At 64.6% G+C, this 13733-nt stretch carries 9 protein-coding genes; 5 read left to right on the top strand and 4 right to left on the bottom strand.

Going from position 1 to position 13733, the window contains the following annotated elements:
* Positions 1–25: 25 nt before the first annotated feature.
* Positions 26–415 carry a hypothetical protein gene (locus RMP06_RS10810; RefSeq protein WP_310461786.1) on the bottom strand — a complete coding sequence of 130 codons (390 nt, stop codon included), beginning with the start codon at positions 413–415 and terminating at the stop codon, positions 26–28.
* A 126-nt stretch (positions 416–541) separates the two neighbouring features.
* Between RMP06_RS10810 and RMP06_RS10805 the strand changes: the two genes are divergently transcribed.
* Genes RMP06_RS10805 through RMP06_RS10785 form a run of 5 tightly spaced genes read left to right on the top strand, consistent with a single transcriptional unit; the run spans position 542 to position 9495 of the window.
* The gene (locus tag RMP06_RS10805) at positions 542–2965 is read left to right on the top strand and encodes a type I restriction-modification system subunit M (RefSeq protein ID WP_310461785.1); all 2424 of its coding nucleotides are present in this window, start codon (positions 542–544) and stop codon (positions 2963–2965) included.
* 8 nt (positions 2966–2973) lie between these two features.
* Complete coding sequence (locus RMP06_RS10800; RefSeq protein ID WP_310461784.1) at positions 2974–4188, top strand: restriction endonuclease subunit S; 1215 nt, start codon at positions 2974–2976, stop codon at positions 4186–4188.
* Entirely contained in the window at positions 4185–5549 is a 1365-nt protein-coding gene (locus tag RMP06_RS10795; protein ID WP_310461783.1) for an ATP-binding protein, read from the top strand. The genes RMP06_RS10800 and RMP06_RS10795 overlap by 4 nt, the downstream gene beginning before the upstream one ends.
* On the top strand, positions 5546–8719 hold the full coding sequence (locus tag RMP06_RS10790; RefSeq protein WP_310461782.1) for a type I restriction endonuclease subunit R: 3174 nt from the start codon (positions 5546–5548) through the stop codon (positions 8717–8719). The genes RMP06_RS10795 and RMP06_RS10790 overlap by 4 nt, the downstream gene beginning before the upstream one ends.
* A 14-nt stretch (positions 8720–8733) precedes the next feature.
* Positions 8734–9495, top strand: coding sequence for a M48 family metallopeptidase (locus RMP06_RS10785; RefSeq protein WP_310461781.1), 762 nt, complete (start codon positions 8734–8736; stop codon positions 9493–9495).
* On the opposite strand, the gene ccsB is transcribed toward RMP06_RS10785, so the two are convergent.
* From ccsB to RMP06_RS10770, 3 genes are all read right to left on the bottom strand, one after another.
* Positions 9480–10829: a c-type cytochrome biogenesis protein CcsB gene (ccsB, locus tag RMP06_RS10780; RefSeq protein WP_310461780.1), complete on the bottom strand. Its 1350-nt coding sequence runs from the start codon at positions 10827–10829 to the stop codon at positions 9480–9482. The two genes, RMP06_RS10785 and ccsB, sit on opposite strands and share 16 nt — an antisense overlap.
* Entirely contained in the window at positions 10826–12943 is a 2118-nt protein-coding gene (locus tag RMP06_RS10775; RefSeq protein WP_310461779.1) for a cytochrome c biogenesis protein ResB, read from the bottom strand. The genes ccsB and RMP06_RS10775 overlap by 4 nt, the downstream gene beginning before the upstream one ends.
* A gap of 124 nt (positions 12944–13067) precedes the next feature.
* Positions 13068–13700 carry a c-type cytochrome gene (locus tag RMP06_RS10770; protein ID WP_310461778.1) on the bottom strand — a complete coding sequence of 211 codons (633 nt, stop codon included), beginning with the start codon at positions 13698–13700 and terminating at the stop codon, positions 13068–13070.
* Positions 13701–13733 lie beyond the last annotated feature (33 nt).

The raw sequence follows: 13733 nt of genomic DNA, 5'->3' as shown, positions 1-13733 counted from the left end.
CAACCGCCCGGTTTCTTACACCGGATCAGGCCCGCCGCTTCACCCGGGTGGGGGCGATCGGCATGGCGACCGTGGGAATCAGCGAATCATGGCCCAAGGGCACTTCCGGCGCACTGAGCTGCAAGGCATTCCGCTCGAAGCGCTCCCGGAAATGCTTGCGTGCGAACAGCTTCTGCTGCGCCTCGGCCGGCAGGTCGGTGATGCGCAGCACGTTGTGCCCCACCAGCACATCGACCAGATCCTCCAGCACGCGGATCAACCCGGTGTCCAGATGCGCAAAGTTCGCGCCCTTGGCCGAACCGCCCACCATCTGAATCAGCTCCGGATGTTCCGGCGGCAGGAACTCCGCGCCCGTCACGGCGTCGCGGTGGATGCGGTCGATCTGGCCGCGGGCATCTCGGTGAACGTAGGGCATGGCAGAACCTCTCTGCTCTGCCTATCGGCCGTGGGCGCGGGGGCTTGAGCCGGTGCCGCGCAGACCAGCCCTGGGACAGAATGGCGACCTTTCTTCACGCGCTTCACTCAGCAGACCGCCCGACCCATGGCCCTCAGGAAATCAGAACTCTATTCATCCCTCTGGGCCGGCTGTGACGAACTGCGCGGGGGCATGGACGCCAGCCAGTACAAGGACTACGTGCTGGTGCTGCTGTTCATCAAGTACATCAGCGACAAGTTCGCCGGGCAACCGTATGCCCCGATCGAAGTGCCGAAGGGCGCCAGCTTCGCGGACCTGGTGGCACTGAAGGGCCGCACGGACATCGGCGACCAGATCAACAAGAAGATCATCGCGCCGCTGAAGCAGGAGAACCGGCTGGCGGACCTGCCCGACTTCAACGACGCGACCAAGCTCGGCAGCGGCAAGGAGATGGTGGACCGGCTCACCAACCTGATCGCCATCTTCGAGCGGCCGGAGCTGAATTTCTCGAAGAACCGGGCCGAAGGCGACGACATCCTCGGCGATGCCTACGAATACCTGATGCGCCACTTCGCCACCGAGAGCGGCAAGAGCAAGGGGCAGTTCTACACGCCGGCCGAGGTCAGCCGGGTGATCGCGCAGCTTCTGGGCATCCGCAAGGCAAGCACCGGTCCGGACACCAGCGTGTACGACCCGACCTGTGGCTCAGGCTCGCTGCTGCTGAAGGTCGTGGACGAGGCACGCACCAAGGTGACGCTGTACGGCCAGGAGAAGGACGCCGCCACCAGCGGGCTGGCGCGCATGAACATGATCCTGCACGACAACGCCACCGCGGTCGTGCTGCAGGGCAACACGCTGGCCGATCCGAAGTTCACCGAGGGGCCGGGCGTCCTGAAGACTTTTGATTACGTCGTCGCCAACCCACCCTTTTCGGACAAACGCTGGGGGACCGGGCTGGACGCGGAACACGATCCGTTCGGCCGCTTCAGCACCTATGGCGTCCCACCGGCCAAGCAGGGCGACTATGCGTATCTGCTGCACATCGTGCGCTCGCTGAAATCCACCGGGCGCGGGGCCTGCATCCTGCCGCATGGCGTGCTGTTCCGGGGCAATGCCGAGGCGGTGATCCGGGCGCAACTGGTCAAGCACGGGCTGATCCAGGCCATCATCGGTTTGCCCGCCAACCTGTTCTACGGCACCGGCATTCCCGCCTGCATCCTCGTCCTCGACAAGGCGGGCGCCGTGTCCGGGCGGGACATCTTCATGATCGACGCCAGCCGGGGCTTCATCAAGGACGGCCCGAAGAACCGCCTGCGCGAGCGCGACCTGCACCAGATCGTCGATGTCTTCGAGCGGCGGGCGGAGGTGCCGCGCTATGCCCGGAAGGTGACGTTCGAGGAAATCCGCCAGAACGATTTCAACCTGAACCTGCCGCGCTACATCGACAGCCAGACGCCGGAGGACGTGCAGGACATCGCCGGCCACCTGCAGGGCGGCATTCCGCAGGCGGACATCGATGCGTTGCAGCCGTACTGGGCGCTGTGCCCGACGCTGCGCAAGACGCTGTTCCGTCCGTCGCGGGCGGGGTATGTCGAGCTGGCGGTGGCACCGGCGGCGATCAAGGCGACGGTCCACGCGCACCCGGAGTTCGTCGCGTTCACGGGGCGGATGCAGGCGCATTTCAAGACATGGCTCGATCAGCAGTCGGCGGGGTTGAAGGCGCTGAAGGAAGACGTGCATCCGAAGGACTTCATCGCGACGCTGGCCGATGGGCTGCTGGCGCATTACCGCGATCAGCCGCTGGTCGATCCGTATGCGGTCTACCAGCACCTGATGGACTACTGGGCGGCGACCTTGCAGGACGATGTGTACATGATCGCGGCGGAGGGCTGGAAGGCCGAGGTGCGGCAGCTCGTCGAGGTGAAGAAGGGCAAGGACGGGCAGGCGGGGAAGTCGGTGGACCGGGGCTGGGTCAACGACCTGGTGCCCAAGGCGCTGATCGTGGCGCACTACTTCGGCAAGGAACAGGCCGCCATTGATGGGCTGGCTGTGGCGCTGGAAGCCGCGTCGGCGGCGCTGGCCGAGATGGAGGAGGAGCACGGTGGCGAGGACGCGGTGTTCTCCGGTTACGACAAGATCAACAAGGCGGCGGTGGACGAGCGGGTCAAGGAAATCGGCCGGGAAGCGGATACGGACGCGGCCGAGGAACTGGCCGTACTGAAGCGGTGGTTGGCGCTCGCGGCGGATGAAGCGAAGTGCAAGAAGAAGCTCAAGGATGCCGAGGCGGCGCTGGATGCTGCTGCCAAGGCGAAGTACCCGAAGCTGAGCACGGCCGAGGTGCGGTCGCTGGTGGTGGACGAGAAGTGGCTGGCGGCCTTGCGGGCGGCGATCCACGGCGAGATGGAGCGCGTCAGCCAGCGGCTCACGCAGCGGGTGAAAGAGCTGGCCGAACGCTACGAAACGCCGCTGCCGCAGCTTGCCGACCGGGCGGCCGGGCTGGAGGCGCGGGTGAAGGCGCACCTGCTGAAGATGGGCTTCGCGTGGGCATGAGCGGACAAATGGACAGCGACATGCAGGTGAGCGAGCCGAGCGCGAAATACATGGTGAAGGCCGAGGAATACCAGCAGCCTGAAGCTGGCATCATTCCACATGAATGGACAGTCAAGCGATTGGGCGAGATCGTCACTTTTCAACGCGGGTTCGATCTTCCTCATCGGAATCGAAAATCGGGCGATTACCCGATTGTCACATCATCGGGATTTGAAGAATTTCATAATGAGTATCGCGCAAAAGCACCCGGAGTTGTCACGGGTCGATACGGGACGATAGGGCAGGTTTTTCTTGTTGCAACGGACTACTGGCCACTGAATACCACGCTTTATGTGCGAGATTTTCATGGCAATGACCCAAATTTCATTTCCCATTTACTTAGAACGGTAGATTTTCATTCGCACAGCGGAAAAAGCGGAGTTCCTGGCGTCAACAGGAATGATCTTCACGAAATCAAAACAGCCTATCCAGCAGATATAGCCGAACAACAAGCCATCGCCACCGCCCTGAGCGACACCGACGCCCTCATCGACGCGCTGGAGCAGCTCCTCGCCAAGAAGCGGCAGGTCAAGCAAGGGGCGATGCGTGAGCTGCTGACAGGCGAAAAAAGGCTCGCCGGATTTCATGGCGAATGGGCCATCAAAATTCTGGGGGATTGCCTATCAAATCCACCAGAGTATGGAATCAATGCCCCTGCAGTTGATTTTTCGGATCAATTACCAACATACATTAGAATCACAGACATCACTGACGACGGGGAATTCAGACCAAACCCTAAAGTTTCAGTCAAAACTCACAACCTCGAACAATACACTCTAAAACAGGGCGATATTTTATTCACCAGAACCGGCGCAAGCGTAGGTAAATCTTATTTGTACACAAAAAAAGATGGTCCACTTATATTTGCAGGATTCCTGATACGAGTCAGGGCCAAACAAGAAGAGTTGCTCCCCGAGTTTCTATTCGCTCTCACCAAGACAGAGAACTACTGGAAATGGGTCACTGTTATGTCTATGCGCAGCGGCCAACCAGGGATAAACGGAAACGAGTACAAGCAATTACCGATACCCGTTCCATCTATTGAAGAGCAAGCCGCCATCGCGGCGATCCTGTCCGACATGGACACCGACATCACCGAACTAGAAACCCGCCTCGGCAAGGTCCGGCAGGTCAAGCAAGGGATGATGCGCGAGCTGCTGACGGGAAGGACGCGGCTCGCATGACCAAAGAGCACCAGCACGTCGAATGGAAAGAGTCGTGGCGCGACGAGTACCTGAAATGGATCTGCGGCTTCGCCAACGCCGAGGGCGGCGTGCTGGAGATCGGCCGCAATGACGCCGGCACCATCGTCGGCCTGACCGACGCCAAACGCCTGCTCGAAGAGATCCCGAACAAGGTCCGCGACCTGCTCGGCATCCTCGTCGAGGTCAACCTGCACCAACACGCCCCCACCGGCCGCGAGTTCGTGCAGATCGTCGTCGAACCCTATCCCTACCCCGTCAGCTACAAGGGCCAGTACCACGTCCGCAGCGGCAGCACCAAGCAGGAACTCAAGGGCGCCGCGCTCGACCGCTTCCTGCTGCGCAAGCAGGGCCGCCACTGGGACGGCGTGCCCGTGCCGCATGTGGCGCTGTCCGACCTGTCCGCCCCCACGCTGGCCGACTTCCGCCAGCACGCCGCCCGCAGCAAGCGGCTTTCGACCGACCTGCTGGCCGAGCCGGACGCCGACCTGATCCACCGCCTGCACCTGACCGACGGCGCCTACCTCAAGCGGGCCGCCGTGCTGCTGTTCCACCCCGACCCGGAACGCTTCGTGACCGGCGCCTGCGTCAAGATCGGTTTTTTCCAGGCCGAAGCCGACCTGCTGTACCAGGACGAGGTGCATGGCCCCCTGTTCGAGCAAGTGCGCAAGACGCTGGAGCTGCTGCTGTCCAAGTACCTCAAGGCCCGCATCTCCTACGAGGGCGTGCAGCGGGTGGAAACCTGGCCAGTGCCCGAGGAAGCCTTGCGCGAGGCGGTGCTCAACGCCATCGCCCACAAGGACTACGCCAGCGGCGTGCCGATCCAGATCAGCGTGTTCGACGACCACCTGATGCTGTGGAACCCCGGCCCGCTGCCGCCGAACTGGACCGTGGCGCGGCTGCTGGACAAACACGCCTCGCAGCCCTTCAACCCGGACGTGGCGAATGCCTTCTTCCGCGCCGGGATGATCGAAGCCTGGGGGCGCGGCATCGAGCGGATGCGGGCGGCCTGCGTGGCGGCGGGGGTGCCGGAGCCGACATTCCGCGCTGACGATGGCAACGGGCTGTGGAGCGTCTTCCGGTTTCTACCGTCACCGGACAACGCCATGCCGGTAGAAACGCGGGTAGAAACGCGGGTAGAAATTCCCGCCACGCCGGCAGGAACACCCGCGCGCATCCTGGCCCTGCTGGCCGCAAACCCCCAGATGACACTCGTCCAGGTGGCCGCCACCCTCGGCCGCGCCCGCAGCACCATCGAGCGGGCCGTTGCCCAGCTCGTGCGCCAATCCCGCCTGCGCTTCGTCGGCCCGCGCAAGGGCGGCCATTGGGAAGTCCTGCCATGACCACCACCCCACCCAGCCCAACCGAACGCGCCACGCAGCGCCGTGTCATCCACCTGTTCCAGCACGAACTCGGCTACCGCTACCTCGGCGACTGGAGCGAACGCGGCGAGCGCAACCAGCCCGTCGAGGACGAGTTGCTGACCGCCTCGCTCGCCCACCGCGGCTACACCCCCGCCCAGATCGCCCGCACCCTCGACCTGCTGCACCGCGAAGCCGACCACCCCACCCGGCCGCTCTACGACAGCAACAAGGCGGTGTACGGCCTGCTGCGCTACGGCGTCCCGGTGAAGACCGACGCCGGCCAGCCCACCGAAACCGTCCACCTGATCGACTGGCAACACCCCGAGCGCAACGACTTCGCCCTCGCCGAAGAGGTCACGCTGCGCCGCCAAGGCACCCGCGAGCGTCGCCCCGACCTCGTGCTCTACGTCAACGGCCTCGCAATCGGCGTGCTGGAGCTGAAGAACAGCCGCGTCAGCCTCAGCGAAGGCATCCGCCAGAACCTGTCCAACCAGCAGCCCGACTTCAACGCCTGGTTCTTCACCGCGGTGCAGTTCGTCTTCGCCGGCAACGACTCGCAGGGCCTGCGCTACGGCACCCTCGGCACGCCCGAAAAACACTTCCTCGCCTGGAAGGAGGACGAACAGGACAACACCCGCTTCAAGCTCGACAAGTACCTGCTGAAGCTCTGCGCCAAGCCCCGGTTGATCGAGCTGATGCACGACTTCGTGCTCTTCGACGGCGGCGTGAAGAAGCTGCCCCGCGTCCACCAGTATTTCGGTCTCAAGGCGGCCCAGCAGCACGTCCGCGACCGGCGCGGCGGCATCCTCTGGCACACCCAGGGCGCGGGCAAGAGCATCCTGATGGTGCTGCTGGCGAAGTGGATTCTTGAAAACCGCCCCCAGGCCCGCGTGGTCATCGTCACCGACCGCAATGAACTCGACCAGCAGATCGAGCGCGTCTTCACCGACGCAGGCGAAACCCTCCAGCGCAGCCGCAGCGGCCGGGATCTGCTCGCCCAGCTCGGCCAGCCCGCGCCGCGTCTGCTGTGTGCGCTGGTCCACAAGTTCGGCCGCCGCGACGTGGACGACATCGACGCCTTCGTCAAGGACATGGCAACCCGGCCCAGCCTGACCCTCGGCGAGGTGTTCGTCTTCGTGGACGAGTGCCACCGCACCCAGGGCGGGCGGCTCAACCGCTTCATGAAAGCCGCCATGCCACAGGCGGTGTTCATCGGCTTCACCGGCACCCCGCTGCTCAAGCAGGACCAGCAGACCAGCCGCGAGGTCTTTGGCGGCTACATCCACACCTACAAGTTCACCGAGGCGGTCCAGGACGGCGTGGTGCTCGATCTGGTCTACGAGGCCCGCGACATCGACCAGCAGCTCAGCTCGCCCGAGCGGGTCGATGGGTGGTTCGAGGCCAAGACCCGCGCCTTGAACGACTGGCAGAGACACGCGCTCAAGGAACGCTGGGGCACGATGCAAAGCGTGCTCAGTTCGCGCTCGCGCATGGAGAAAGTCGTCTGCGACATCGAATACGACTTCAGCGTCAAGCCGCGCCTGTCCACCCAGCGCGGCAACGCGATCCTGGTCGCCGCCAGCATCTACGAAGCCTGCAAATACTTCGTTCTCCTGCAAAAGACCCCGCTGCGCAGCCACTGCGCAATCGTCACGTCCTACAACCCGCAAGCCCAGAACATGACCCGCGAGGAAACCGGCGCCAACAGCGAAACCGATCGGCAGTTCGTTTTCAACACCTACACCGAGCTGCTCAAGGACACGCAGCCCCGCCCCGGCCTGACCCGCACCGAAGCCTACGAGGAGGCCGTGAAGCAGCAGTTCATCAAGGAGCCGGCGCGCATGAAGCTGCTGGTGGTCGTGGACAAGCTGCTGACCGGCTTCGACGCCCCACCCTGCAGCGTTCTCTACATCGACAAGTCAATGCAGGACCACGGGCTGTTCCAGGCCATCTGCCGCACCAACCGGCTCGACGGCGACGACAAGGATTTCGGCTACATCGTTGATTACAAGGATCTGTTCAAGAAGGTCGAGAAGAGCATCGCCGTCTACACCTCGGAGATCGCCCGCGACCCGGCCGCCGGCAGCGCCGACCCGGAGGTGCTGCTGCAGACCCGGCTGAAGGCATGCCGCGAGAAACTCGATCAGGCCGTCGAGACGCTGGCGCTGCTGTGCGAGCCGGTCGAGCCGCCCCGCGACGAGCTGGCGCACATCCACTACTTCTGTGGCAACACCGACATGGCCAATGACGTGCAGGAACGCGCCCCGCGACGGGCCGGGCTGTACAAGGCCACCGCGGCGCTGGTGCGCGCCTGGGCCAACCTGGCAGACGAGATGACGGCTGCCGGCTATAGCCCTGAAGACACTGAGCGCATCCGAGCCAAGGTCAACGCCTGTGTCGATCTGCGCCAGACGATCCGCAACGCCAGTGGCGAGACGATCGACCTGAAGGCGTATGAGGCCGACATGCGCCACCTGATCGACACCTACATCGAAGCCGGCACGCCGCGCCGGATCTCGCCCTTCGATGACCTGAGCCTGCTGGCGCTGATCGTCAAGACCGGCATCGCCGATGCGGTCGCCGAACGCCTGGCCAACCTGAAGGGAAATCGGGAAGCGGTCGCCGAGACGATCGAGAACAACGTCCGCAGCAAGATCCTCCAGGACCACCTGAACGACCCGGCCTACTACGAGAAGATGTCGGCCCTGCTCGACGAACTCATCCAGACGCGCAAGGCCAAGGCGGTCGAGTACGAGGCTTACCTGAAGCAGATCGCTGAGCTGGCGGCCAAGGTCGAGACGGGCCACACCGACGAGACCTCGCAGCGGCTGGACACGCCGGGCAAGCGGGCGCTGTACAACATGCTGGTCAAGCTCAGGCAACACAGCCCATCAGCGTCGAGTCACGTCGCAGTGCATGAACCAACACCCACCGGTTTGGGCGCAGCAACGGGCGATGCGGAAGATGCCTTGCTGGGATTGGCCGTGCAGATCCACGAGACCGTCCAGCGCGTGCGCCCGGACGGCTGGCGCGGCAATCGCCCCAAGGAGCGAGTGATCCAGGGGGCGCTCTTCACGCTGCTGGGTCAGTCCAGCGAGGTCGAGCAGGTTTTTCCGATCATCCAGTCCCAACCCGAATACTGGGGTTGAAGCGGTTGAAGCCCATGCCTGCACCGACCGATGCCCCCACACCCAGCCGGCTGACGCTGGGGGACATCACGATCGACGTGGTGTTCAAGGACATCAAGAACATCCACCTGAGCGTGCATCCGCCCCTGGGTCAGGTCAGCATGGTGGCGCCGCAGCGCCTGCAGCTCGACACCCTGCGCCTGTTCGCCATCGCCCGGCTGGGTTGGATTCGCCAGCAGCGCCAGAAGATGCAGACGCAGGAACGGGAGACGCCCCGCGAGTACCTGGAACGCGAGAGCCATCGCGTCTGGGGGCAGCGTTATCTGTTGCAGGTGATCGAGACTGCCGCAGCCCCCACGGTGGCGCTGACCCCGCGCTATCTGCAACTCACCTGCCGACCAGGAACCGATGCCGCTCACCGGCAGGAGATTCTCGACGAGTGGTACCGGCAGCAGCTCCGGCAGGCGGTCACACCACTGATCGACCGATGGGCTTCAGTGATGGGGGTGCAGGTCCGCAAGGTGTTCGTGCAGCGCATGAAAACCCGCTGGGGAAGCTGCAACCCGGTGCAGGGGCATTTACGGCTCAATACCGAACTGGCCTGCAAACCACCCGAGTGCCTGGAATACATCGTCGTGCATGAGATGGCGCACCTGCTGGAGCCATCGCACAACGCCCGCTTCCACGCACTGCTGGACGGGTTCATGCCGTCATGGCGGCATCGGCGCGATCAACTCAACCGCCTGCCCGTGCGCCACCAGGACTGGACGCAGGGTCAGGCTCACAGCTCCCCGTAGGAATGCAGCCCTGACAGGAACATGTTGACCCCCAGGAACGCAAACGTCGTCACCACCAGCCCGACCAGCGCCCACCATGCCGACACCCGGCCGCGCAGGCCCTTCATCAGCCGCATGTGCAGCCAGGCGGCGTAGTTCAGCCAGACGATCAGCGCCCAGGTTTCCTTCGGATCCCAGCTCCAGTAGCCGCCCCAGGCTTCCGCCGCCCAGAAGGCGCCGAGGATGGTGGCGATGGTGAAGAAGGCGAAGCCCAGGGCGATGGCGCGGTACATCACGTCGTCGAGCACTTCCGGTGCCGGCGTGCGCGCGTTGAGGACACCCCGCACCGAAATCGTGAAGGCGAACAGCGCCACGCAGCCACCCAGCATCCGCATCGACTTCATCACTGCCGCCGAGGTCTGTGGCGTCAGGTTGCCCAGCAGCCAGAATCCCGCCAGCACCAGCAGCAGCACGCCCGGCACGCCCACCAGTCCGGTCCACAGCGAGCGCGCCGTCGCCGTCTTGACGAGGTAGGCCAGCGCCACCATCGCCGACAGCGCGAAGGTGCCGTAGCCGACGAAGTTGGCGGGAACGTGAATCTTCATCCACCAGCTCTGCAGCGCCGGCACGAGCGGCTGGATCTGGTCCGCACCACGCGACAGCGAGTACCACAGCAGGAAACCCACGGCGGCGCTGACGATCAGCATGACGAAACCACCCAGCGCGCGGGTCTTGTAGTGGCTTTCGATGTGCAGGTAGATCAGCGTGGTCAGCCAGATGAAGAGCACGAACACTTCGTAGAGGTTGCTCACCGGGATGTGGCCGATGTCGGGGCCGATCTGGTGGCTCTCGAACCAGCGCACGAAGGTGCCGACCAGCGCCATGAAGACGGCCGACCACGCGAGCCACGAACCGATGCGCTGCGCGGTGTCGCTGCCGCGGCCGATCAGCAGGCCGATCCAGTACGACAGCGTCGACATGAACACCAGCACGCACATCCACATGATGGCGCTCTGGCTGGACAACAGGTACTTGAGCCAGAACACCTTGTCGGCCGCTGCCAGATCGGCGCCAAAGGCATCCGTTTGCCGCAGGTAGAGCGAAATGGCCAGCAGACTCACCGCCCCGACCCCGAGGCTCAGCGAGCGCAGCGGCGCCCAGAACCAGCCTAGCGCGATCAGCGCCGGCACGGCGCACAGCAGGATGCCGCGCTCGTAGCCGTCCATCGAGCCGCCGTAGCGTTGCCAGACGAAGCCGGCGCCCGCGATCACGAGCAGCGCGAACAGCCAGTCGAAGGCGCTGCGCCGGCTGAGCGGCGACGCCCGGCCGAGGGTCAGGGTGGTGGTCTGGTTCATGTCTGCAGCATCCTGGTTTTCAAGGCGTCGAAATCCTTGTCCGTGTCCAGCGTCTGGCGGGTGGCCGACAGGGCCAGGGTCACGGTGGTGGACGGGGCGTCCGCCGGGCCTTCGATCCAGATCCACAGGCGGCGTTCGCGAATGTAGAGCATCGAGAACACCCCGAGAATCAGGAAGGCGCAACCCAGATAGACCAGCTTCTGGCCCGGCGCCCGGGTCACCTGGAACACGCTGGCCTGCACCTGGTCGAAATTGGTCAGCGACAGCAGCAGCGGCGCCGGGTAGGCGAACGAATCCGACAGCGACAGCACCGCCTGGCCCATGAACCGCTGGGCCTCCTCGCCGGGCACCAGCGCCGCCTGCCCGGCGCGCTCGCGCACGAGGTTGAGCAGCTCGAACAGCCCGCCGTTGAGGATGCGGATCAGCACCTCGGAAGTGCGACCGCGGTCCGCTTCCGGCACGTTGGTCTCGATGAAGTCCTGCAGCGCCTGCAAGCCGGCGCTGGGCGCGTCCTTGCGCACCACCTCGGCACCGGCGAACAGCGTCATGCCGCGCAGCACCGAGGCTTCGAGCTGCTGCGCCAGTTCGGGCTTGTCGGCCGGCGCGGACTTGCGCACGTAGCGGCGGGCGGCTTCCAGGCGGCTGGCGGGGTCGGCCAGCGCCGCTTTCATGCCCATCCAGTCGTCCAGCGTGCTGCGTTCATCCGCGGGAATGCGCAGGTAGCGGAAGGCCTGGTCTGGCGTGTCGCGCACCCCGGCGAGGAACACCTTCAGGCCATCCAGCTCGACCGGGATCATGTAGTTGCTGTATTCCCGCGCCTGGCCGGACGCATCGCGCAGCTTGTAGGTCACGGAGGGTCCGACGTTGTGCAGCTTCTTGTCGGCCTTGACGCGGGCGCCAGAGCCGAGGTGTTCGCCCAGCGAGCCGACCAGATCGACCTTGCGCACATCAGCGCCGGAGTTCGACCCGCCCGGGTTCTCGGCGGCGAGGTTCTCGACGTTGATGGTGCGCAGGCCCGTGAATTCGAGCTGGAGCCTGTCGGTCTGCGAGGCGGCGTTGGTCAGCGTGGTGGTGCCACCGACTTCACCCGTGACCTCGAACGGCGTGCCGGGCCGCCCCATCGGGCGGGCCATCAACGTCAGCTTCGAACCACCGTCCTCGAAGCTCGACTGGTAGATGGCGATGCCCTTGTGGATGAAGGGTTCGTTGACCTTGACCTTGGCCTCGGTTTTCGTGCCATCCGGGTCGTGGACGATGATGTCGCTGGCGAACAGCTTGGGCATGCCGGTGTCGTAGTACTCGACGACGAACTTCTTCAGCTCGACCTGGAACGGCAGATCCTGCAGCACGATGCCGCTGGTGAGGTTGATCACCGCAGTCCCGGCGACCGCCTTTTCGGGCACATAGAGGTTGGCGCGGAAGGTGGGGTTCGCGGTGGACAGCCGGTGCTCGGGCGCCACGTCCTTGATCAGGCCGCCACCGGCGTAGGTCGACTTGCCCAGCAAGGCCATCTGGGCGTTGACGATCAGGTCGCCATCCAGCAAGCCGCCGATGCAGATCAGCACGATGGCGCTGTGCGCGGCGATGTAGCCGAGCTTGTTGGCCGCGCCCTGGCGCGCAGCGACCATCACGCCGCCCTCGCGCACCTGCGCCTTGCCCTTCCAGCCGTCGTTGGCCAGCACCTCGTTGACGCGGGCCAGTGCCTGTTCACGCGACAGCGGCACGACGCCCTTGCCCTTGAGGTGGAACGCCAGCAGCGCGGACTCGCGGATGTTTTCCTTGTAGTTGCGCAGGTCGCCGAGGATCTTGGGGGTGTGCCGCGCCACGCACAGGCTGGTCGAGGTCACCAGGAACACCAGGATCAGCAGGAACCAGCCCGTGCTGTAGACCGCGTACAGCCCCAGGCGGCCGAACACCTCGGCCCAGAAGGGGCCGAACTGGTTGACGTAATTGACGGGCGGCTGGTGCTGCTGGACGACGGTGCCGATCACCGAAGCGATGCAGATGACCGTGAACAGCGCGATGGCAAAGCGCATCGACGACAGCAGTTCCACGGTCTCCTGCTTCCAGCGCGAACCCGCCTGGACCTGTGGGCTGGAAGGGGATGCGGACATGGCGGACGGAATTATGCGAATGAAAGCTGAATGCAGCGTAAAGAAGCAGAAAGGCCGGTCAGGGACCGGCCTTATTGATCTGCATCAACGGCGGCGGCCGTGCAGGCCAGCCGCCGTGGGGATCTCAATGCAGCCCGGCGATGTAGTCGGCGACGGCCTTGATTTCGCGGTCGTTCATCTTCGCGGTCACGCCGGTCATCACGGCGTTGTTCTTGCGGATGCCGTCGCGGAAGGCGGTCAACTGCGCAGTGGTGTAGTCGGTGTGCTGACCGGACAGACGCGGGTACTGGGCAGGGATGCCAGCGCCGGTCGGGCTGTGGCAACCGGCACAGGCGGGCACCTTGCGATCGGCGATGCCACCGCGGTAGATCTTTTCGCCCAGGACGACGAGGTCCTTGTTCTTGGCAGCGCCTGGCTTGGCCTGCTTGCTGGAATAGAAGGCGGCAACGTTCTTCATGTCCTCGTCGCTGAGCGCGGAGGCGAAGCCCTTCATGATGGCGTTGTCGCGCTTGCCGGCCTTGAATTCGGTCAGTTGCTTGACGAGGTATTCCGGGTGCTGGCCTTGCAGGATCGGGTTGGCGGGCGAACCACGCGAACCGTCAGCGGTGTGGCAGGCGCCGCAGACTTGGGTGGAGATCGCCTGCCCCTTGGCCGGATCGACCTTGGCAGCGGCGGGTTGGGACTCATTGGCAGCGAGCGGGGTGGCCATGGCGGCCGCCGCGAGCAGGGCAAGAAGCGACTTGACGTGCGATTTCATGGTTGAGCGGCGCAAAGGCAGACGTGAAACCTG

This window comes from Sphaerotilus sp. (assembly GCF_031429695.1).
Classification (GTDB): domain Bacteria; phylum Pseudomonadota; class Gammaproteobacteria; order Burkholderiales; family Burkholderiaceae_C; genus Sphaerotilus.
The sequence above is the reverse complement of the archived record's forward strand: the minus strand, read 5'-3'. Positions and strand labels throughout refer to the sequence as shown.